This is a genomic window from Peribacillus cavernae, assembly GCF_003989135.1.
GTDB lineage: Bacteria > Bacillota > Bacilli > Bacillales > DSM-1321 > Peribacillus > Peribacillus cavernae.
Genome location: NZ_RYZZ01000034.1, coordinates 1 through 21,806, shown reverse-complemented (window position 1 = coordinate 21,806; position 21,806 = coordinate 1). Strand labels below are relative to the sequence as shown.

Annotated in this window: 21 protein-coding genes and 1 pseudogene; 19 read left to right on the top strand and 3 right to left on the bottom strand. The window is 33.4% G+C overall.

The features are described 5' to 3' along the window. Nucleotides 1–204 precede the first annotated feature (204 nt). From galU to ELQ35_RS18425, 19 genes are all read left to right on the top strand, one after another. A complete protein-coding gene (gene galU / locus ELQ35_RS18510; protein ID WP_126866672.1) occupies nucleotides 205–1,098 on the top strand; it encodes a UTP--glucose-1-phosphate uridylyltransferase GalU in 894 nt (297 codons plus the stop codon). A gap of 43 nt (nucleotides 1,099–1,141) precedes the next feature. Further along, entirely contained in the window at nucleotides 1,142–1,792 is a 651-nt protein-coding gene (locus ELQ35_RS18505; protein WP_246026132.1) for a sugar transferase, read from the top strand. Between the two features lie 52 nt (nucleotides 1,793–1,844). Further along, complete coding sequence (gene pseB / locus ELQ35_RS18500) at nucleotides 1,845–2,816, top strand: UDP-N-acetylglucosamine 4,6-dehydratase (inverting) (protein ID WP_126866671.1); 972 nt, start codon at nucleotides 1,845–1,847, stop codon at nucleotides 2,814–2,816. Between the two features lie 35 nt (nucleotides 2,817–2,851). Further along, nucleotides 2,852–4,036 carry a UDP-4-amino-4,6-dideoxy-N-acetyl-beta-L-altrosamine transaminase gene (gene pseC, locus ELQ35_RS18495; RefSeq protein ID WP_126866670.1) on the top strand — a complete coding sequence of 395 codons (1,185 nt, stop codon included), beginning with the start codon at nucleotides 2,852–2,854 and terminating at the stop codon, nucleotides 4,034–4,036. Nucleotides 4,037–4,057: 21 nt separating this feature from the next. Continuing rightward, on the top strand, nucleotides 4,058–4,789 hold the full coding sequence (locus ELQ35_RS18490; RefSeq protein WP_126866669.1) for a cytidylyltransferase domain-containing protein: 732 nt from the start codon (nucleotides 4,058–4,060) through the stop codon (nucleotides 4,787–4,789). Nucleotides 4,790–4,801: 12 nt separating this feature from the next. After that, nucleotides 4,802–5,881, top strand: a complete 1,080-nt coding sequence (gene pseG / locus ELQ35_RS18485) for a UDP-2,4-diacetamido-2,4,6-trideoxy-beta-L-altropyranose hydrolase (RefSeq protein WP_126866668.1) — start codon at nucleotides 4,802–4,804, stop codon at nucleotides 5,879–5,881. After that, a complete protein-coding gene (gene pseH / locus ELQ35_RS18480; protein WP_126866667.1) occupies nucleotides 5,878–6,435 on the top strand; it encodes a UDP-4-amino-4,6-dideoxy-N-acetyl-beta-L-altrosamine N-acetyltransferase in 558 nt (185 codons plus the stop codon). Before pseG ends, pseH begins: the two co-directional genes overlap by 4 nt. Further along, the gene (gene pseI, locus ELQ35_RS18475; RefSeq protein ID WP_126866666.1) at nucleotides 6,432–7,487 is read left to right on the top strand and encodes a pseudaminic acid synthase; all 1,056 of its coding nucleotides are present in this window, start codon (nucleotides 6,432–6,434) and stop codon (nucleotides 7,485–7,487) included. The genes pseH and pseI overlap by 4 nt, the downstream gene beginning before the upstream one ends. A gap of 10 nt (nucleotides 7,488–7,497) precedes the next feature. Beyond that, nucleotides 7,498–8,760, top strand: coding sequence for a lipopolysaccharide biosynthesis protein (locus tag ELQ35_RS18470; protein ID WP_126866665.1), 1,263 nt, complete (start codon nucleotides 7,498–7,500; stop codon nucleotides 8,758–8,760). Between the two features lie 42 nt (nucleotides 8,761–8,802). Next, nucleotides 8,803–10,122: a DUF6418 domain-containing protein gene (locus tag ELQ35_RS18465; protein WP_126866664.1), complete on the top strand. Its 1,320-nt coding sequence runs from the start codon at nucleotides 8,803–8,805 to the stop codon at nucleotides 10,120–10,122. A 302-nt stretch (nucleotides 10,123–10,424) separates the two neighbouring features. Then, nucleotides 10,425–11,768: a UDP-N-acetylglucosamine 2-epimerase gene (locus ELQ35_RS18460; protein ID WP_126866663.1), complete on the top strand. Its 1,344-nt coding sequence runs from the start codon at nucleotides 10,425–10,427 to the stop codon at nucleotides 11,766–11,768. A gap of 435 nt (nucleotides 11,769–12,203) precedes the next feature. Continuing rightward, nucleotides 12,204–12,833 carry a CatB-related O-acetyltransferase gene (locus ELQ35_RS23500; protein WP_126866662.1) on the top strand — a complete coding sequence of 210 codons (630 nt, stop codon included), beginning with the start codon at nucleotides 12,204–12,206 and terminating at the stop codon, nucleotides 12,831–12,833. A gap of 105 nt (nucleotides 12,834–12,938) precedes the next feature. Continuing rightward, nucleotides 12,939–13,106, top strand: coding sequence for a hypothetical protein (locus tag ELQ35_RS22725; protein ID WP_185861827.1), 168 nt, complete (start codon nucleotides 12,939–12,941; stop codon nucleotides 13,104–13,106). Between the two features lie 849 nt (nucleotides 13,107–13,955). Further along, nucleotides 13,956–14,858 carry a glucose-1-phosphate thymidylyltransferase RfbA gene (gene rfbA, locus ELQ35_RS18450; RefSeq protein WP_126866661.1) on the top strand — a complete coding sequence of 301 codons (903 nt, stop codon included), beginning with the start codon at nucleotides 13,956–13,958 and terminating at the stop codon, nucleotides 14,856–14,858. Then, a complete protein-coding gene (gene rfbC, locus ELQ35_RS18445; RefSeq protein ID WP_126866660.1) occupies nucleotides 14,855–15,421 on the top strand; it encodes a dTDP-4-dehydrorhamnose 3,5-epimerase in 567 nt (188 codons plus the stop codon). The genes rfbA and rfbC overlap by 4 nt, the downstream gene beginning before the upstream one ends. Then, on the top strand, nucleotides 15,418–16,272 hold the full coding sequence (rfbD, locus tag ELQ35_RS18440; RefSeq protein WP_126866659.1) for a dTDP-4-dehydrorhamnose reductase: 855 nt from the start codon (nucleotides 15,418–15,420) through the stop codon (nucleotides 16,270–16,272). Before rfbC ends, rfbD begins: the two co-directional genes overlap by 4 nt. Nucleotide 16,273: 1 nt before the next feature. Further along, entirely contained in the window at nucleotides 16,274–17,296 is a 1,023-nt protein-coding gene (gene rfbB / locus ELQ35_RS18435; protein WP_126866658.1) for a dTDP-glucose 4,6-dehydratase, read from the top strand. 118 nt (nucleotides 17,297–17,414) lie between these two features. After that, the gene (locus ELQ35_RS18430; RefSeq protein WP_126866657.1) at nucleotides 17,415–18,326 is read left to right on the top strand and encodes a glycosyltransferase family 2 protein; all 912 of its coding nucleotides are present in this window, start codon (nucleotides 17,415–17,417) and stop codon (nucleotides 18,324–18,326) included. A 348-nt stretch (nucleotides 18,327–18,674) separates the two neighbouring features. Next, entirely contained in the window at nucleotides 18,675–19,661 is a 987-nt protein-coding gene (locus ELQ35_RS18425) for a glycosyltransferase family 2 protein (RefSeq protein WP_126866656.1), read from the top strand. 78 nt (nucleotides 19,662–19,739) lie between these two features. Here ELQ35_RS18425 and ELQ35_RS18420 read toward each other — a convergent pair. From ELQ35_RS18420 to ELQ35_RS18410, 3 genes and pseudogenes are all read right to left on the bottom strand, one after another. After that, nucleotides 19,740–20,866, bottom strand: a pseudogene (locus tag ELQ35_RS18420) (IS4 family transposase). Nucleotides 20,867–21,033: 167 nt separating this feature from the next. Continuing rightward, the gene (locus ELQ35_RS18415; RefSeq protein WP_246026131.1) at nucleotides 21,034–21,477 is read right to left on the bottom strand and encodes a transposase; all 444 of its coding nucleotides are present in this window, start codon (nucleotides 21,475–21,477) and stop codon (nucleotides 21,034–21,036) included. A 42-nt stretch (nucleotides 21,478–21,519) separates the two neighbouring features. Further along, nucleotides 21,520–21,806 (bottom strand): helix-turn-helix domain-containing protein (locus ELQ35_RS18410; protein ID WP_143253475.1); only part of this gene is annotated, 287 nt, incomplete at its 5' end.

The window sequence follows — 21,806 nt, the reverse complement described above, 5'->3', positions numbered from 1 at the left end:
AAGGAATTTGTCTAGTTTAGTGTTGACATACCAGGTTACTTTTACTTTCTCAAATAGTATTATCGGCCATTTATGGAGATTATTTAGTGTTACAACCGTATTAAAACGTATTTAATTTCATTTCTTTCGTTCACTTTATTCTATTAATTTGTGTCATCATGCTTTTATCTTTTTACTTCTATCACTGCCAGAGGGGGATTACATTTGAAAAAGGTACGAAAGGCCATTATACCGGCCGCAGGATTGGGGACCAGGTTTTTACCAGCAACAAAGGCGATGCCAAAGGAAATGCTGCCGATAGTAGACAAACCAACTATTCAATACATAGTAGAAGAAGCAGTATCGTCAGGTATTGAAGATATAATTATTGTTACAGGTAAAGGAAAAAGGGCAATAGAAGACCATTTTGATATTGCACATGAGTTAGAACAAAGTCTACAAGAAAAAGGTAAGTTAGAAATATTAGAAAAGGTCCGCTACTCGACAAATCTTGCAGATATTCATTATATCAGGCAGAAGGAACCGAAAGGACTAGGACATGCTATCTGGTGTGCACGAAACTTTATTGGAGATGAACCGTTTGCTGTTTTACTGGGGGATGATATTGTTCAAAGCGATACACCTTGTTTGAAACAATTGATTATTCAATATGAAGAAACTCTATCAGCTGTAATTGGTGTTCAAACAGTTTCTGATGAAGAAACACATCGTTATGGAATAATCGATCCTTCAACACAGGAGGGACGTCGTTATAAAGTAAATAGCTTTGTGGAAAAGCCTAAACAAGGGACAGCACCTTCCAATCTAGCAATTATGGGCCGTTATATTTTAACTCCAGAAATTTTTATGTTCCTTGATAGGCAGGAAACTGGTGCAGGCGGGGAAATTCAATTAACGGATGCGATTCAGCAATTAAACCATATTCAGAGAGTTTTTGCCTACGATTTTGAAGGGAAGCGATACGATGTGGGTGAGAAATTTGGCTTTGTCAAAACAACAGTAGAATTTGCTTTACAACATGAAGATATTAAAGAAGATATGGTGAACTATTTAAAAGATGTAGTTTCTTCTATAGAAAAAAAACTTATAAAGTTGTAAGGCAAAGGCAGGGGTTAAGGTGTCCAATCTAGCAAATGAAGATATTTTGTATGCTGAGAAAAGTAAAAAAGTAGCTATTAATGATCGCAAAATGTATTTATTGTCTAAACGTTGTATCGATATTTTGGGTTCTTTAGCGGGAATTATTCTTCTAAGTATTTTATTTATCATTCTTGCTATATTAATTAAATTAGAAGATCCAAAGGGTAAGATTTTTTTTACTCAAACAAGAGTGGGGAAAAACGGTAATGAATTTAAGATGTATAAATTTCGTTCAATGGTATCAAATGCGGAAGAAAAGCTAAACGAAATTCTTAAATATAATGAAGTCAGTGGGGCTATGTTCAAAATGAAGGAAGACCCAAGGATTACGAAAATCGGCAAATTCATTCGTAAAACTAGCATTGATGAACTTCCACAGCTTTTTAATGTGTTAAAAGGGGATATGAGTTTAGTAGGTCCACGCCCACCTCTTCCAACAGAAGTTGCTCAATATACTGAATACGATAAGCAACGTTTACTAGTAACTCCAGGGTGCACTGGATTATGGCAAGTGAGCGGCAGAAACAGTTTAGGTTTTAAAGAAATGGTAGAGTTAGATTTACAATATATAAGAACAAGATCTCTTCTTTTTGACATAAAACTAATTTTAAAGACGGTAATAGTGTTATTTGGTTCAAAGGATGCTTTCTAGTCCAAATTAAATAAAATTGTAAAAATACACTTTAATGAAAGAGGTAAAATAAATGTATAATCTATCAGGAAAAACTATCTTGGTAACAGGCGGAACTGGTTCTTTTGGGAAAAAGTTTATAAGGAAAGTATTAGAGCAAGATGTGAAAAAAGTGATTGTTTTAAGTCGTGATGAATTAAAACAATATGAAATGGCACAAGAATATACTGATCCTCGTATTCGTTTTTTCATCGGTGATGTACGAGATAAAGATCGCTTATATAGAGCGTTTGATGGGGTAGATGTTGTAATTCATGCAGCTGCCTTGAAACATGTTGGTGCGTGTGAATATAATCCATTTGAAGCAGTAAAGACAAATATTCATGGTGCTCAAAATATTATTGAAGCAGCAATTGATCGCGGTGTTCAACGTGTTATTGCATTAAGTACAGATAAGGCTGCAAGTCCTGTAAATCTGTACGGCGCAACAAAGTTAGCTTCCGATAAAATTTTTGTTGCAGCTAACTCTTATGCCGGAGACAAAGATACTAGATTCTCAGTAGTACGATATGGGAATGTTGTTGGTAGCCGTGGTAGTGTAGTTCCATTCTTTAAAAAGATACGTGAAACCGGAAAATTACCTATAACTGACGAAAGAATGACAAGATTCTGGCTTACCTTGGATCAGGGTGTTCAGTTTGTATTAGATAACTTGGAAAGAATGCATGGTGGAGAAATTTTTGTACCGAAAATCCCAAGCATGAAAGTAACGGACCTAGCGGAAGCTATCGCTCCAGAATGTGAAATTGAATATGTAGGAATTCGTCCCGGCGAGAAATTACATGAAGCCATGATCACTGAAGATGATGCAAGACGTACACTAGAATTTGATTCTTATTATGTTATACAGCCTGAATTCCCATGGTGGTCTGAAGAGTATAAACACGAAGGAAAAGAATTGCCAGATGGTTTTAAATATACAAGTGATTTAAATACTGAATGGTTAACGGTTGAAGAATTGCAAGCTCTAGTTGAAGGAATGTAAAAAGAAAGCATTCTTCTGAAAGAGGAGATGATTTTATGACAAGAGTGGATGAGTTGAAAAAATTGAGAGTATCATATTTACCTTATGGTAAGCAAATGATAGATGAAGAAGATATACAGGCTGTCTTGAATGTGTTAAGAGGGGATTATTTAACAACTGGTCCCCATATTAATCAATTTGAAAAAGCGATGGCTAATTACGTTGGAGCAAAGTATGCAGTCGCTTTTTCTAATGGAACAGCTGCTCTGCATGGAGCTTGCTTTGCGGCCGGGATTAGTAAAGGTGACGAGGTTATTACGACTCCAATGACTTTCGCAGCAAGTGCCAATTGTGTTTTATATCAAGGCGGAAAAGTAGTCTTCGCCGATATTGATCCCAAAACATATAATATCGATCCAATAGAAATTGAAAAGAAAATAACGGGAAAAACAAAAGCGATTATTCCAGTCGATTTTACTGGTCAGCCAGCTGAATTGAAAGAAATAGTAGATATTGCAAAAAAACACAGTTTAATTGTCATTGAAGATGCGGCTCACGCATTAGGAGCAACTTATAAAGATATAAAAATTGGCTCTATCAGTGATATGACTATGTTTAGCTTCCATCCTGTAAAGCATATTACTTCAGGTGAAGGCGGGATGATCGTAACAAACAGTAAAAAGTATTATGAAAAGCTTCTTCAATTTCGTTCTCATGGCATTACTCGTGATGCTGATAAGCTACAGGAAAACCATGGTCCATGGTATTATGAAATGCAATTTCTTGGCTATAATTATCGAATGACAGATATTCAGGCAGCGCTAGGCACTAGTCAATTGGAAAAGCTAGATATGTTTGTGGAAAAACGAAAAGAAATTGTAACCAAATACAATGAAGCATTTCAAAACATACGCCAAATCACTACTCCTTTTCAAAATTCAGAAGGAGAATCGAGCTGGCATTTATACATTATTCGCCTGAATCTTGACGAATTGAGTGTAGGAAGAAGAGAAATTTTTGAAACTCTCCAGAAACAAAACATTGGTGTAAATGTTCATTATATTCCAGTTCATTTACTTCCGTACTATCAACAGCTTGATTATGAAAAAGGGTCACTTCCAAATGCGGAAAATCTATACGAAGAAATCATTTCACTGCCGCTGTTTCCAGCGATGACTGAACAAGATGTGGCAGATGTAATCGTTGCTGTTAAGCGCATCATAGAAGCCTATGCCAAGTGAGTTAAAAGAAGGTGTGTCTCATTGAAAATTGCAGCTATTATTCAAGCACGAATGGGATCAACACGGCTACCAGGAAAAATATTAAAAACCGTAAACGGAAAAACGCTGTTGGAATATCAAATTGAGCGTGTAAAACAGGCAGAACAAATTGATCAAATTATTATTGCAACGACTGTAAAAGAAAGTGAACAGCCAATTGTTGAACTTTGCAAAACACTAGATATCGATTATTATCGTGGTTCAGAGCAGGACGTACTATCTCGCTATCACGAAGCAGCACAAAAATTTGGTGTGGATGTTATCGTGCGATTAACATCTGATTGTCCAATTATTGATCCGAAAATAATCGACAGAGTAGTAAACCAATATTTAAATAATCGAGTAACTATAGATTATATATCAAACACTCTAGAAAGAACGTACCCACGAGGTCTTGATACAGAAGTGTTTTCATTTGAAGCCTTAAATAAAGCTTACCAAGAATCTATTCTACCTAAAGACAGAGAACATGTAACGGCTTATTTTTACACAAACCCGGATCTTTTTAAGATTCAAGGTATAAAAAATGAGTACAACTATGGAAGCTATCGATGGACCGTTGATACAGAAGAAGATTTTGAATTGATTCGGCTCATTCTAAGCGAACTATATAATCCAAACAAACTGTTTTTATTAGAGGATGTAATTAAACTGTTAAAAGCCCATCCGGAGTGGAATGACATTAACGCTCATATTGAACAAAAGAAACTGTAGGTTGTGATTGAAATGAATGTAGTCATCAGGACAGATGCTTCTCTTGAAATCGGTACAGGACATGTTATGCGTTGTTTAACACTGGCAAAACAGTTGATTCGTGAAGGTGTAGAAGTTTCCTTTATATGCCGAAGCTTTCCGGGAAACAGCATTTCATTTATTCAGGATCAAGGTTTTCATGTCCACACCCTTCCATCACTTGTTAATCAGAATCATTGGCAATGGATGCGAAATTTCTGGAACCAAGATGCACAAGAAACAAAGCTCATAATAAAAAGTTTAAACAAGAAAACAGACTTGCTCATTATTGATCATTATGAACTTGATGCGAAATGGGAGAGCGAGCTTCGTTCAGGCGTTGAACATATCATGGTTATTGATGATCTCGCTGATCGTCCTCATGACTGTGATTTGTTGCTCGATCAAAACTATTATTTTGATATGCAAAATCGATATAAAGGACTGATTCCGGACCAGTGTATTCAATTGTTGGGTCCGGACTATGTTTTGTTACGGGATGAGTTTTTATCCATTGATGTTGAGAAGATAGATCGTGATAGTAACGTAAATAATATTCTAGTTTTTTTTGGTGGTACAGATCCTACAGGAGAAACATTGAAAACTCTTCAAGCAGTGAAGGATCTAAGTTGTTCTGATATTGAATACACTGTTGTAGTTGGAGTGGCAAATCCGCAGAAAGAACAGATTGAGCAAATATGCGATCAAATATCCAATGTAACATTTTATTGCCAAGTGAATAATATGGCTGAACTCATGGTAAAAGCAGATCTTGCAGTAGGAGCAGGTGGTACGACATCATGGGAAAGGTGCTTCCTTGCATTACCGTCCATCACTGTAATCGTGGCAAATAATCAGACAGAGTTATCAGAGGCTGTTGCAGAGAAAGGTGCCATGTATTGTTTAGGTACAAGCACAGAAGTAACAGCTAAGGACATTGGCGGAAAAATACTCGAGCTTTGTAATAGTCCATTGAAAAGGAATAAAATGATCCGAAATTGTTGGGAAATTGTTAATCCTAAATATGTAAAAGAGAGATTGGTAATCAAAAATATTATGGAGCTTCAAAAATGAATTTTTCCCAAAAAGCAGAACTAAAAGATATAAAAGAAGAAGATTTGAAGCAAATATTAGAATGGCGTAATAAGGAATCTATACGGAAAGTGATGTATAATAGCAACATCATTTTAATGGATCAACACATACAATGGTATGAAAGATTACAAAAAAGTGAGACAGCAATATCAAAAATTTTTTATTATGATCATGTGCCTTATGGGGTATTAAATATAAATCAAATTGATGTAATCAATAATAAGTGTGAATGGGGCTTTTTTATCGGAGCGAACAATGCTCCTAGAGGAATGGGAACGATTTTAGGATTTACATCTCTGAATTATATCTTTGAGGAGTTGTCTATTCGAAAATTATCCGCAGAAGTATTAGGTATGAATGAAAAAAGTGTTGCCTTTCATCAAAAGCTTGGTTTTTTTCAAGAAGGGGTACTTCGCAAACATATAGTAAAAGACGGAAGCTATCATGATGTTCTTATATATGGAATCTTTAAAGAAGAATGGCTAGAACATACTGTCTACATTCAAAGTATAATTGAAGGAAGGTACTTATGAAGACTATTAATATAGAAGGTATTGAAATTGGACCGAATCATAAGCCGTTTATTATTGCCGAAATGTCAGGTAATCACAATCAGTCACTTGATCGCGCATTAGAAATTGTGGAAGCTGCTGCAAAATCAGGTGCACATGCATTAAAAATCCAAACTTACACTGCTGATACGATGACATTAAATATTGAAAATTCTGATTTCAAAATAGATGATGAAAATAGCCTGTGGAATGGTCAAAATCTCTACCAACTGTATCAGCAAGCATATACCCCGTGGGAATGGCACAAACCAATCTTTGACCGGGCACGTGAACTTGGAATGATTCCGTTTAGTACACCGTTTGACGAGACTGCTGTAGATTTTTTGGAAAAACTAGATGTACCACTATATAAAATTGCATCATTTGAAAATACGGATATACCTTTAATCAAGAAAGTAGCTGCAACTGGAAAACCGATGATTGTATCTACTGGGATGGCAACGGTAGCAGAACTGGATGAACTTGTTCGCACAGCAAGAGAAGCGGGCTGCAATGACTTGATTTTGTTAAAATGTACAAGCACTTACCCAGCAACCCCTGAAAACACAAACATTTCTACTATCCCACATATGAAAGAATTGTTTGATATACAGGTAGGGCTCTCAGATCATACAATGGGTACGGGTGTAGCAGTAGCGAGTGTCGCATTAGGTGCAACAGTTATTGAAAAACATTTCACTCTTTCCCGTGCAGAGGGTGGTGTTGATTCTGCTTTTTCTATGGAACCAGAAGAAATGAGAGCACTTGTAATCGAAACAGAGCGTGCATGGCAGGCAATGGGGAAAGTGACGTATGGATCGACAGAGAAGGAAAAAGCTTCTTTGAAGTTTAGACGGTCGATTTATGTGGCGAAAGATATTAAAGCAGGGGAAAGGTTTACGAAGGATAATATAAAAGTTGTTCGTCCTGGTTATGGTCTTGAACCAAAGTATTATGAGCAATTATTGAATACAGTAGCCAGTAAAGATTTAAATGTAGGCACACCGCTTTCATTTGAAGAGCTTCTTAGGTGAGTAAATCAAAATGCCATTTTTAAAAAAAATAAGACAAAATAAAATGATAGACAATATTCTATCTCTCGGCTCGGCTACATTACTATCAGCTATCCTTACATTTTTAGTAGGGGTAGCTACAAGAAATATTCTAGGTCCGGAACAATATGGATATTATTTGACCATATCTTTAGCTTTTACGTTTATTCCCCTTCTTCAATTAGGGACGCTTAATGCAATGAACCGTGAAGTTCCTTTTTATTTAGCACGACAAGATGGAAAAAGAGCGCAGGAAATAAGAAATTCTACTTTTTCCTTTTTATTCACAGTCCCGTTATTGTCTGTTTTCTTGTTAATATTAGGAAGTATATGCCTATTTTTTATCGGAATTGACATGGAATATAAGACGGGTATTTTGTTTACCTCATTCATTTCAATTTTTCTTTTTTTAACCGGCTATATCGAAATGTATTATAAATCAGAACAAAACTTTCGTGTAGCTTCGAAGCTCATGTTCATAAAAAGCGTTTCACAATGTGTACTTACCCTTATCCTTGTTCTTTGGATTGGCTATGAAGGATTGTATATCGGAATGTTGTTGGCACTTATGATTGAAGTATTGGTTGGGAGAAAATCATTTCAAAACATAAGATTTATATTTGATATAGAAAAGTATAAGCAACTTATCAAAGTTGGTTTTCCTATATTATTAGTAGGGCTTGTTTGGAGTTTAATGATTGCTATTGATCGTATTATCATTGCTATTATGATGACTCCGGAAGATGTGGGGAACTATGGAGTAGGTATGCTTGTTTTTAGTACGATGATGTTATTGCCACAAGTTATAGGGCAGGTTTTTTATCCGAAAATTGTTGAGCTAGTTAGTCAAAAGAAATATCTAGAAATTAAAAAATACCATAGGAAAGTAAATAAAAATTTGGCTGTAGTGATGGCTATTATTGTTTTCGCTGGCTACTTTAGTATTCCATTTTTTATTGAGTGGTTTATGCCGGAATATGTGAAGGGAACACAAGCCGCCCAAATTTTAATTTTAGGTATTTATCCCCTTACTCTAGTAGGGTTTGCAGCTAATTATTTTAATTCAATAAATAACCAAAAAAAGTATATTACCATTCAAACAATAACAATATTGATTAATATTACGCTTAGTATCACATTCTTACAATTGAACTTTAATATTTCTTCAGTAGCCATTGCGAGTGCTATGTCATTTACATTTTATTTTCTTTTAATGAATAGTTATTTTGTGAAGTCTATTAATGAATTTAATTAATTGATATAGATTTTAATATAGAATTACTTAGGAGTGCAAGTTTTGGTAAACACACTTAATATCCTATCAATTTTGATATATCTTTTATTTAGTTATTTCATTTTTAAAAATAATCGATATTGGCCTTTCTTTTTTTTCTTTTACATGGCACAACTCTGGGCTCTTATCTCTTGTTATTATATTGAACAGGGGATATATATAACGGAACAAAATAGAATGTCATTTGAAACGGGAGCAACTTATAGGTTAGCGTTTCAAAATATCGTTTTCTTTAGTTCAGCTTTGATTTTTTTGAAATTTCTCCCGATGGGAAATGTGAATTTAGTTACATGGGATTCTTCAATTCAAAAAAACAAAGTGTTTAAATTATTAAAGAATATTTTATTTGTTATTGCGATTTTATACGTGACTGATGCTTTTTTAACATTTATACGATATGTAGGTTCTTATACGAGATTTAACTTTGCAGAGTATTCTATTCTTTATAATGTTCCTGTTGTGGGTAAAATATTGGCTCAATCTTCATTACTTGCTTTTTTTATGGGGGTTACATTTGTTTTTTTTAGAGATAAAAAGCGAGAAAAATCTCAAATTATTATAAGTCTACTTTTGATAATTGTAGGAACCATTCTTCAAGGTAGTGCATTTTCAGCGATATATTCTATATTAGTATTGTTTTTTATACCCTTTTTCTCTCTAACAAGAATAAAGCTAAGTAAGCGTAGTATTAAGTATTTTATACTATCAGCAGTGATAATTATTTTCTTTGTAACTATGGTGTTTAATTTAAAAGTACAAGAGTATTCGGTGAATAGCACAGTAGATCAAGCTGTTGATTTTACATTTTATAGAATTTTCGGATTACAGGGTCATACATGGTGGGGAACTGATTATTTAGCGCAATTTGAGAGTAATATGGAAAAATCACAAAAAATCTACAATGAGTTAGATGTGATTTTACTTAAAAGTGATGGCAAATATACTAGTGGATTGAATGCTTTGATGCTTTTAGTTTCTCCTAGCATGGGATTAGGCTTTATTGAAAATGGAGTCAGTTTTACAATGGGTTTCCCTGCCATTTTAAATATAATGTTCAACCCCATTGCACTTTTTTTTGTACTAATTATTTGTGGTATTTTCTTTGGTTTATTTATTTACGTGTTTTATAGATCTATTCAATCATTTAATTTAATTTATATGGGTTTTTTAGGATATATATATATATATGGTATTATTCAATTATTCACTATGGGGAGAATGTCTTATCTTTTTAATTTAAAAATGTATTTAATAATCTTACTATTGCTCTATATCTTTTTAATTAATAAATTTCAAAAGAAAAGAGGAATTTTGCAGTATTAAATCAATTCATATAGCTCTGTTCAATCGTGATTAATCAAAACATTTACAGAAGTTGGTCACCACAGTTAAAAGTAGCATTACTCTTAAATTTATTAACTGTACAAGGTGAAAACTATATATTTAATAAATATATTTGGATAATAAACACTTTTGAATCTGATTTAATATTGAACTTTATAGAAAACGTGTAAAAGTCTCTATATGTTTGTTAGCTAGCTAACAAACATATAGAGACTTTCGAAATCATTTCCAAATTAGATGAACTTCACTTAGTTCAAGAGAAAAACTAATGATAGAATGAGGTGATTACTATTAATGAGTTTTTAGATAATTATTTTGAAAGATTTTTAACGGGCAAAGATAAAATCCCATTTAAAGATAAAGTGATTAATCAAATCTATAACCCTTTATATTATATGAAAAATAGTAAATTTAACTTTCATTTAAAAAAGAACTTTTATAAAAAAAGCGATATTTTAGTACCTTTTTTTTCTTATAGAAGCGATCATGAATTATTAATATATCCGGTACTAAAAGAATTATCCCAAAGAGGATTCAATATTACCCTAATCATTCCAAGAAATGCCTGTAATTCTATTAATTTAATTCCGCTAAAGGATTCAATTAACATTATTACTTTTGAAAGTTTATATTCTAGTAGATTTCTTTATCTTAAGGTTCAAAAAATGTATGAAAATGAATTAAAAAAACAAGAAGAAGAATATATAAAAAAAGGTTTTAATAAATTTTATATAAAAAAAACGTTTTTAAAATATGCGTATGATTATTTAATTGCCCAAGAAGTAATAAAAGAATTAAAACCTCAATTAGTTTATAGTATCCAATTAGTTCTAAATCCTGGATGGTTGACTGTGTTAAAAGAAAATAAAATTAAACTTCATTTGATACAACATGGTTTTTTTAATGGTAATGAACACGATTTTATTGGATGTGATTTAGTATATTTGTGGGGAGATTACCATAAAAGTAGATTGAAGTTATTGGATAATAATCTAAAATCTCTTGTCGTAGGAAATCCAAAAATGCAGCATATTAAGTCTTTATTTAATGAGAAGCAGGAGAAGGAAGGAAAGAACTTAACAGCATTGGTTGTTTCCTCGGCAGAGAGCTTTGATGAGCTTGAAATGATAGAAAAAACAATAAAGTTTTTAAAACATGAAGGAATTTCGATAATATATAAACTACACCCAAGTGAGAAAAAAAGAAAGTACAAAAAGTGGTTGAATGAAAAATTGGTACTACCCAATGAAATCAATAATCAAAAAATGATTTATCCTCTTATGGAAGAAAGTGATATTGTTATTGGAGGCTATTCAACTGCAGTGAACGAAGCCGCATATTTAGGAAAGTTAGTTATAAGGATAGACTATACAAATAGTCTAAATATGATAGAAGATGGAATCAAAAAAATAACTTCCTTGCATGAATTAAAAGGAATTATAAAAGGAATAAAGGAAAGTAAAGATAAGGAAAAATACCTTGTAAAACAAAACAAAAAAATTAGTCATTATTTGTTTAACGGAGAATTTGATGCAGCAACATTAATTGCTAAATCTATCAAAGATAAACTAGAAATGACTCAAATAAAAGAATTAACTCAAATTAATAAAATGAATGGCTATTAGTTTAAATGTAGATTATGTTCAATCTGAATTTCTTAATTAAGACTGAACAAATATGTGTATTTTATTACATTACTTAGATGGGAATCAAACTAATTTGACGGATTGTGACAATATTTTTTTCTTGATATGTGTACGTTGGGAGAGGGTGTATGAAATGTAATTGTTTCATCCATTTTGATTGGATGCAATATTTGAAATCTTCACTTTTTATACTGGGATACCATTTTTTTACACATCATTCCCTCTTGAAGAAAAAGAAAATGTATTGCTTATTTAGAATAATTACTGGTATTTTACATGTTGTATGTTCTAATATCCCTGCTTTTTTACATTTAGTCAATTATGTGAGAATTTAACTAAGATGTGTCTATGAACCTGTTCTAGTATTAGATTTTGTCTGAAATATTAGTAATATATACGCAAGGAGTAATAACCATGATAAGGAACTTACCCAAACTTCTACTATTTAAAATAAAGTGGAGAAAGCATAATCGTCATAATTTTGTGAAGACAAATACACTTTTTCCAATTGATTTGGTGAAGGTCGGTAAGATGTCTTACGGACCATTGAATGTATTCCATTGGGGCGCTGAAAATGAAAAATTATATATTGGACACTATGTTTCCATAGCTGAAGGAGTTAAGCTTATATTAGGTGGAAACCATTATATGAACACATTGTCTACGTACCCATTTCGCGTACAGGTCCTTAAAGAGGCAAGAGAAGCTTGGTCTAAAGGATCAATAATTATTAATGATGATGTGTGGATTGGTACAGATGCAATAATTATGTCTGGAATAGTTGTAGGGCAAGGGGCTGTAATAGCGGCTGGAAGTGTAGTGACAAAAGATGTACCTCCATATGCAATAGTAGGTGGTAATCCGGCTAGAGTGATAAAATATAGATTTAATGAGGAACTGATAGAAAAAATGAAAAAAGTTAATTTTGAAAACATTGATGATCAGTTTGTTTTTAAGAATAGTGAAAATTTATATAAGGAATTAAATGAAGAACGTTTAAATGATTTAGTGAACTTTAATAAATCGATTCTAAGGGATGAATAAAAATATACTAACTCTGACTCGAAAAAAATTTCACTTATGAGACTAGTAAATTTTAATTCAAGCCAAATATGATTATGAAAATTTTGATTGAGGTGCTTCAAATTAATGAAAAAGAAAGTAAGTGTAGCAATTGCTGTTTATTTTCTACACATCCCCTTTTTTAGGGAGCAATTAGAAAGTATAAATATTCAGGATTATTCTAATCTCGAAATTATCATTTGCGATGATTCTAGTGATGTTAATCAGTTTACATTAATTAAATATACAGTTTAATCAATAATAACTAATTTTGAATATAAAATTTTGAGAAATTCAGTTAATCTTGGTAGCAACAATACTTTTGAGAAGCTGACTGATTATGTTACCGAAGGGTATATCGCATACTGCGATCAAGACGATGTATGGGAAAAAATAAGATTTTAGTACTTGTAGAAGAAATAGAAAAATAAAATGCGATGTTATGCTATTCGGATTTAGCTGTATAGATGATGAAGGTATGCGGATATCATCATTACTAAAAAATACATCAATACGAATCCAACATATCTATTGGAGAAGGCAAATGTGGATATTTGTTAAAAAGAAATAGCATTACTGGATGTACATTATTAATATGTACGGATATAGCAAAAGAAAGTTTACCATTTCCTAGTGAATATATACATGACCACTGGCTCGCGCTAAATGCTTCAATTAAGAGGAAAATAGTATGTACCACAACCATTAATTAAATATAGAATTCAATCTAATGATCAAATTGGTACTAATGTTCTTGATAGGATAGAAAAAAAGAGTGAATATATACAAATTAAGTTAAAAGATAAAAGTAAGTTAGACTTTGTAAAAAATCATAAAATTAGTAAATATGATGTATATATTCAAGAGGAAGTTAGAAAGTTTGAAGATTTTATGAATAAAAGAAAAGCATTCTTTTTAAAGAGAGATGTGAAAAGTACAGTTCAGTTTTTACTAAAATCCCCTTTAGGTCCTCTTCTTATAACCTTTGAATTTCTAATAAATACTTTGCCATCAAATCTTTCAGAAAAAATTATTGGCAGGGTTAAAGGAAATAGTTGATAGAGTTTTTGAAATAAAACTACTTAGAAATGAGGTATGGAATTTATGAAAGGCATTATTCTTGCAGGAGGCAGCGGAACAAGGCTGTATCCTTTAACAAAGGCAATTTCCAAACAATTACTACCTATTTATGATAAGCCAATGATTTACTACCCTCTTTCCGTTTTGATGTTAGCTGGAATCAGGGATATTTTAATTATCTCGACTCCTGAAGACACTCCGCGTTTTGAGCAATTGCTTGGGGATGGAAAAGAATTGGGGATTAATTTAAGCTATGCAGTTCAACCTTCTCCAGATGGACTAGCTCAGGCCTTTATTATCGGAGAAGAATTTATCGGTGACGATTCAGTTGCTCTAGTTTTAGGAGATAATATATTCTATGGCCATGGTTTTACAAAAACATTAGAGCGTGCAGCAAATCGTTCTGAAGGAGCCACTGTATTTGGATATAATGTAAAAGATCCAGAGCGTTTTGGTGTAGTAGAATTTGATGAGAGGGGAAAAGCAATCTCTATTGAAGAAAAACCACTCCTCCCAAAGTCTACATATGCTGTAACAGGTCTTTATTTCTATGATAATGATGTTGTCGACATTGCAAAATCGATTAAACCATCTGCACGTGGAGAATTAGAAATTACCTCAGTAAACGAAGAGTATTTACGTCGTGGTAAACTACAGGTTGAATTGTTAGGTCGTGGTTTTGCTTGGCTTGATACAGGAACACATGAATCTTTATTAGAAGCCTCTACTTTTATTGAAACAGTAGAAAAACGTCAAAGTTTAAAAGTAGCTTGTTTAGAGGAGATCGCTTACCGTAAGGGGTATATTACTAAAGAAAAATTAATAAACTTGGCTGAACCGTTAAGCAAAAATGAGTACGGACAATATTTATTACTTTTGGCTGACCAAGTGACATTAGAAGATATGTTAGTGGGTGGTAAAGCATGAATATAATTAAAACAAAATTAGATGGTGTAGTCGTCGTTGAGCCAAAAGTGTTTGGCGATCATCGTGGTTGGTTTATGGAAACCTATAATGAACAAATGTTTAAGGAAGCTGGAAGTGATATTACATTTGTACAAGACAATCAATCTTTTTCAGCTACAAAGGGTACGTTACGAGGGTTACATTATCAAATGAGTCCGAAAGCTCAAACAAAACTTGTAAGATGTACGCGTGGATCTATTTTTGATGTAGCCGTTGATATTCGTAAAGGAAGTCCAACCTATGGTGAATGGTTGGGAATTGAGTTAAGTGCTGAGAATAATAAGCAATTATTAATTCCTGAAGGTTTTGCCCACGGATTCATGACATTAATGGATGATGTTGAGGTTCAGTATAAAGTGGACGAGTTATATTCACCGGAAAACGATCGAGGAATTATTTGGAGTGATCCTGAAATTGGGGTTGAATGGCCAATTGATATAAAGCCAGTACTCTCAACAAAAGACGAAAAAGCTCCATTATTAAAAGATGCAGATAATAATTTTGTCTTTGGAGAAAACGTATGAAAGTTTTAGTTACAGGCTATAGTGGACAGCTGGGGTATGATGTAGTTAGAGAAGGAAAAAATCGTGGACATGAAGTGTATGGTACGAGTTCACAGGAATTAGATATAATTGATCAACAAAGCGTTTCTACATATGTAGGGACTTTAAATCCAGATGTTATTATTCACTGTGCTGCCTATACTGCTGTTGATAAAGCAGAGGATGATCAAGAAAGATGTTATGCGGTCAATGTAATGGGTACGAAAAACTTAGCTCAAACTTCTAAAGCTATAGGAGCAAAGTTTATTTACATCAGTACAGATTATATATTTGATGGGCAAGGAAATGAGCCATTTACCGAATTGAACAAACCTGGCCCAATCGGTTATTATGGTGTAACGAAACTAGAAGGTGAACAGGTTGTTCAATCTGTTTTAGATAAATGGTTCATTGTTCGAATTTCTTGGGTGTTTGGCATAAATGGAAATAACTTTATTAAGACGATGCTAAGGTTGTCCGAAACACGGGATGAGTTAAACGTCGTAGGTGATCAATTTGGCTCTCCTACCTATACATTTGATTTAGCCCAATTATTAATAGATATGATTGAGACGGAAAGCTATGGGATTTACCATGCAACTAATGAAGGATTCTGTAGTTGGGCAGAGTTTGCTGAAGAAATCTTTGAGCAATCGGGTAGGCAGGTCAAAGTTAATGCTATCTCCACAGAAGAGTATCCAACCAGAGCGGTCCGACCTAAAAATTCAAGAATGTCAAAACAAAAACTAGTGGATAATGGATTTCAAAAGTTGCCATCATGGCAAGATGCCACAGCTCGGTATTTGGCAGAGTTAACACAAGAGGTGAAATAATATGAAGAAACAAAAAGTACTTGTGACGGGTGGAGCAGGTTTCATAGGTGGAAACTTTGTTCAATATATGGTCAATAAATATCCTGAATATGATATTTACAATTTAGATTTGTTGACATATGCGGGAGATTTAACTAAACATCGTGAGATTGAAGAAAAACCTAATTATAATTTTGTTCAAGCGGATATTGCAGATAAAGAAGCGATTATGGCTCTTTTTGAAAAAGAGAAATTTGATTATGTGGTTCATTTTGCTGCTGAAAGTCATGTGGATCGTTCCATTACGAATCCAGAGATATTTGTTTTAACGAATGTACTAGGCACGCAAGTTCTGTTAGATGCAGCGAAGGAATATAAGATTAGTAAATTTGTTCATGTATCGACAGATGAAGTATATGGTGAACTGGATTTTGACCCGACTACTTTCTTTACGGAAGAGACACCATTACAACCGAATAGCCCATATAGCGCAAGTAAGGCATCATCTGATTTATTAGTTCGAGCTTATCATGAAACATTCCATCTTCCGATTAACATTACTAGATGTTCTAATAATTATGGTCCGTATCATTTTCCAGAAAAGTTAATTCCGTTAACTATTTCAAGAGTTGTAAATGATGAAAAGGTTCCTGTTTATGGTGATGGTAAAAATATTCGCGATTGGTTACATGTACTCGATCACTGCGCTGCTATTGACTTGGTTTTACATGAAGGTGTAAATGGAGAAGTGTATAATGTTGGTGGTCACAATGAACGGACTAATCTAGAAGTTGTTAAAACGATTATTAGTACACTAGGTAAATCTGAAGAATTAATTGAGTTTGTCCAGGACCGTCTTGGTCATGATAAACGCTATGCGATTGATCCTACAAAATTAGAAAGACTAGGTTGGATACCAACTTATACTTTTGAAACAGGAATTGCTCAGACTATTCAATGGTATTTGGATAATAAAGATTGGTGGGAACAAATTTTAAGTGGAGAGTACCAAAGTTATTTTGAAAAACAATATATATTAAAATGAATGAATCAATAAAGCCTATTATCTATATTAATTATACATGATAGGTTTATTTTTATTAAGGATTGATGATTAACATGGGGCACTGAAATTTTAGTTAAAATAGTTAGGGTGAAAAGAAATGAAAACTATTTCAGTAATTATTCCAACATTAAATGGGGAACAAGAGCTTAAGAGGCTACTCCCTTTAATTCCAAAGAGGGAAGAAATTGAAGTAATTATTATTGATTCTTCTTCAAAAGATCAAACAAGAGAAGTTGCTGCTTCATTTGGAGCAAAAGTAATGAAGATTGACCCAAGAGAATTTAACCACGGCGGCACACGTAATTTAGCAGCAAAACAGGCAAAAGGGGACATTCTTGTTTATTTGACGCAGGATGCTCTTTTATATGAGGAAAACAGTATTGATAAGCTTGTAAAGGTTTTTGAAAATGAAAAAGTAGGCATTGCATATGGTAGGCAACTTCCCCATCGCCATGCTAAAGTGTTTGGTAGTTTTGCACGTTCATTTAATTATCCAAAGCAATCTTCAATAAAATCTTTTGAGGATAAAGAGCGTTATGGATTAAAAACGGTATTTACATCTAATTCATTTGCAGCCTATCGAAAAGACGTGCTAAAAGAGATTGGTGGATTTCCAAGCAATGTTATTTTGGGAGAGGATATGTATGTTGCTTCAAAAGCAGTGATTGCAGGTTATTCTCTTGCATATGTTTCTGAAGCAAAAGTGTATCATTCCCATGATTATTCAATTCGTGAAGAGTTTCAACGAAATTTCGACATTGGTGTTTTTCACAATAAAGAAAATTGGATCTTGCAGGAATTCTCTAACCCAGAAGGTGAAGGACTAAGATTTGTTATATCAGAATGGCAATATTTAATGCAACAAGGGAAGTGGTACTTGTTACCTGTCTCTATATTACGAAATGGTGTGAAGTTGATAGGATATAAATTGGGTAAGAATCATCATAGGTTATCTTCGTTTTTAAGAAGGAAGATTAGTATGTATAAGTCATACTGGAATTATAATTAGAGAAGTACAAAAGGTAATTTTAGTTATTGATAGTGCCGATTATATCAAAAGTCACACGATTAAAGAATTGATATAGTAATCAAAGCTTTTTTTATCAGTGGGTTATCGTCGGGCTGTTGATAAGTATGTTGTATCTGTTGAGAGTGATTTTGGTAATGAAGAGGATTCAAAAAAGCTTTTTTTCATGTATCCAATTGATATAGTGAGGCATTTTGCTCCTAATAGTTTAGTTTGAGAATCCGTTTTGATCCTTTGAAATATCATTTATTGCGGCTACATATGGTGTTTATGGCATTATATAATTGGGTTCCTACAAGCTTATTATGATGCCATAAACAAGAGAGGAGTATGTTTATTAATAGTATGAGTAATATAACGGTTGTATTAGCCACTTATCGGCCTAATTTAGAATACATAAAAAAACAATTAATAAGTATTGATAATCAAAATTATACAAAGTTAGATTTGATTGTTTGTGATGATTCGGATAATAGTTCTTACTTTCAATTAATAGAAAAAATTTTAAAAGAAACTATTAAAAATAAAAAATTTTCTTTAATTAAAAATGAAAAAAATATTGGTAGTAACAAAACTTTTGAAAAATTAACATTATTGGCTAGTGGAGAATATATAGCATATTGTGATCAAGATGATATATGGGAGCCTGATAAACTTAATAAACTTTATAAAGAACTTCAAGATAAAAAAGCTCTAGTATGTTATTCTGATTTATCAATAATTAATGAAAAAGATGAAAAGATTGCAGATTCTTTCAAGGAAATTTCTAAACGTCTTGAACACATATATGGAGAAAATAAGTTTGACTATTTTATTAGAAGGAACAGTATTACAGGCTGTACTATGTTAATAGATTCAAGTACTGCCAAAAGTAGTTTACCTTTCCCAGATTACAAAGTTTATGTCCACGACCACTGGCTAGCTTTATTTGCCTCTTTAAATGGAAGAGTAGCGTATGTCAAGGAACCACTTGTTCAATATAGAATTCATGCAAATAACCAAATAGGTTCAAAAATACTTGATGGAATAAATAAAAGAGATGATTACTTTAACAAAAAGCTTTTATTTGAAAATGAAAAGGTAGAATTATTAAAAAAGCGAAAATTAAATAGAATTAATCCACAAATTTTAAGTTCAATTTCAGATTATGAAGAATTTGTACAGGATAGAATTAACATGTTTAATAAAAAAAATATAAAGAATATAGTAAAATTTTTGAAGTATTTTCCAAAAGATAAACAACTAATTTTATTTGAATTTGCAATTTTTTTATTACCTGAATATTTTGTAAAGAAAATATTACAAAAAATCAAATAGGAAATGAGGAGATTTGAGATGAAAAGTATTATTCTTGGAGGAGGCATTTAAACAATGCTGTATACTCACGAGTGTTGATTATCCAAAATTAGACAGACCCATCCCGTGGTTCCTGGAGATCTTTCTTATAATCATGGCCAACTCCGAAGCCCAGTTAATGGGAAGTTGATCGCTAAACCAAAGCCGTTGAAATGAGACAAAAGATATTTTTTTAAAAATGCGGCCTTTTGATGTACGTTCATAAAGATATTTTAATAGGACATAGGCTATTAATGCGGCGAATAACTGGTTATAAACCGCATTTTCTGTTGTCTCAAACAAAACAGGCACATGTAAGTTTTGTTTGATCCATCGAAAGAACGTTTCAATTTTCCATCTCGCTTTATACATGTCTGCAATGGTTTCCGCAGAGACATTCATCCGGTCTGTTACCACCCGGATCTCACGCCCCTGATTGTCTTTAAAGAAAACGACACGATGACGCCTGGCAGAACGGGACTGAGGAGTCCCTAGCAGACAAGTCATATCCTTGGTGATGGGTGAGGGTTCCTGAGCTAGTCGCTTTAAGGAGTGCGGCCTTACAATTTCGATATTTTCTTTCATACGGATGACAAAGGATTGGCCGTTAGAAACAAACTGATCAATACGCTTGATTTTAAAATAAGCCCGGTCTTCTACCAATATAAAACGTGGGTCTGCAAGCTTTTCACCAAGTGGCCCATCGTGGGCAAGTCCTGTCGACTCCATGACTTTCAGGGGCATTCCGGTTTCAGGTGTAAAACTAACATGTAGTTTCACCCCAGATCGTTCCCCATGATAGACGGCCCAGGGAAGCCGAGTTTCCCCGACAGTGATCGTAGTGGAATCCACAATAAGGAGTTCCTTAGGAATCTTCAAGGTTCGCCGGGTAGCACGCTTGCATACAACCTCAAATATTTGCTTAAGTACCTTGTAATCCACGTGAGCTGCCTTTTTTGATAGCGTCGAGTGGTCAACTTGAGGAAGGCCATAGCCTAGACCGACATCTGCACCTTCGCGGTAGCTTTTCCATTCGTTCGCTGCTGCCGTTAGAAGGTATTCAACAAGACAGAAAACAGTTAACTTTCGGGCGGAATCATGATAACCAAGGCTTCACTTATGATATGGACTTCATCTTCTAAAACAATCTTTTGGGTTACATTCGAGAATGTGGTATTCTTGTTCATAAGGACACCTCTTTCTTGAGTTTGGTTGGTGGTACATCCATTCTACAAGAAAAGGGTCTTTTTTTGTATTATTTTATTGTATAAAACTGGGGTTATTACGCAATTTTGGGGAATGGATCGATTCATTGCTTCTAAATTGTTTATTTAATTATTTTGAAATAATTAAATTACCATTGATATAACACCCTATTTTTCAATACTTGGAATCCCGCACGTCCATACATCATCCTTTTAATGGTCTTTAAACGATTCACATGGCCTTCCACTATTCCGTTACTCCACGGTTCTTTAATACTTGAAGAAACAGCTTCTTGATCTTTTTTTATTCCTCGTATAAAGGATTGTATAAAAGAAGAACGGCTATTCTCATATTCATTTATCCATTCCTTTAAGCCATCCAAATCTTTGTTTCTAAAAAGATCGCGAAACGCTGATACTAATTCGTCAAGTTTACTGACTTCTGGATACGTTCCTAATAATTGGTGGTGTAATTTTTCAAAACGACTTTGATGGTCCATATTTTTAAAATCCCAAATAATTTTTAAAATCTTTTGACGAAGATGTAATCTTTCTGTGTTAACATTCTTGTTCTTCCTTTCCTCAGCTATCATTTTATTCAATGTTGAACGAGATCCATTGTAACCACTGGAACGTCAGGCTTTTTCTATTTGATCCCCCGTCTGGTTTTGTTGCAATAGTATACGAATGAATGGATGGAAGCGATCGAAAGATGAGGAACGTTTGTGACTAGGTTTTTGGCTTTGTTCTAAGTCAGCGTATATTGTTCCTCGTGAGAGATGAAGTTGCTTAGCAATCGCTGAAATTGAATACCCTTCTGATTTTAAAGAATGTACTTTTTGGATGCGCATCCACCGTTTCTCTTCATTTTCTACTCGAAAACGCTCTGCTTTTCTAGTGACAGGGCTTTCTTCTTTTTCGG

What these genes read in the sequence shown, in the direction of transcription:
- pseB (WP_126866671.1), top strand. Translation starts at nt 1,845, where the DNA reads ATGTATAATCTATCAGGAAAAACTATCTTGGTAACAGGCGGAACTGGT.
- pseC (WP_126866670.1), top strand. Translation starts at nt 2,852, where the DNA reads ATGACAAGAGTGGATGAGTTGAAAAAATTGAGAGTATCATATTTACCT.
- pseG (WP_126866668.1), top strand. Translation starts at nt 4,802, where the DNA reads ATGAATGTAGTCATCAGGACAGATGCTTCTCTTGAAATCGGTACAGGA.
- pseH (WP_126866667.1), top strand. Translation starts at nt 5,878, where the DNA reads ATGAATTTTTCCCAAAAAGCAGAACTAAAAGATATAAAAGAAGAAGAT.
- pseI (WP_126866666.1), top strand. Translation starts at nt 6,432, where the DNA reads ATGAAGACTATTAATATAGAAGGTATTGAAATTGGACCGAATCATAAG.
- ELQ35_RS18470 (WP_126866665.1), top strand. Translation starts at nt 7,498, where the DNA reads ATGCCATTTTTAAAAAAAATAAGACAAAATAAAATGATAGACAATATT.
- ELQ35_RS23500 (WP_126866662.1), top strand. Translation starts at nt 12,204, where the DNA reads ATGATAAGGAACTTACCCAAACTTCTACTATTTAAAATAAAGTGGAGA.
- ELQ35_RS22725 (WP_185861827.1), top strand. Translation starts at nt 12,939, where the DNA reads ATGAAAAAGAAAGTAAGTGTAGCAATTGCTGTTTATTTTCTACACATC.
- rfbA (WP_126866661.1), top strand. Translation starts at nt 13,956, where the DNA reads ATGAAAGGCATTATTCTTGCAGGAGGCAGCGGAACAAGGCTGTATCCT.
- rfbC (WP_126866660.1), top strand. Translation starts at nt 14,855, where the DNA reads ATGAATATAATTAAAACAAAATTAGATGGTGTAGTCGTCGTTGAGCCA.
- rfbD (WP_126866659.1), top strand. Translation starts at nt 15,418, where the DNA reads ATGAAAGTTTTAGTTACAGGCTATAGTGGACAGCTGGGGTATGATGTA.
- rfbB (WP_126866658.1), top strand. Translation starts at nt 16,274, where the DNA reads ATGAAGAAACAAAAAGTACTTGTGACGGGTGGAGCAGGTTTCATAGGT.
- ELQ35_RS18430 (WP_126866657.1), top strand. Translation starts at nt 17,415, where the DNA reads ATGAAAACTATTTCAGTAATTATTCCAACATTAAATGGGGAACAAGAG.
- ELQ35_RS18425 (WP_126866656.1), top strand. Translation starts at nt 18,675, where the DNA reads ATGTTTATTAATAGTATGAGTAATATAACGGTTGTATTAGCCACTTAT.
- ELQ35_RS18415 (WP_246026131.1), bottom strand. Translation starts at nt 21,477, where the DNA reads ATGATAGCTGAGGAAAGGAAGAACAAGAATGTTAACACAGAAAGATTA.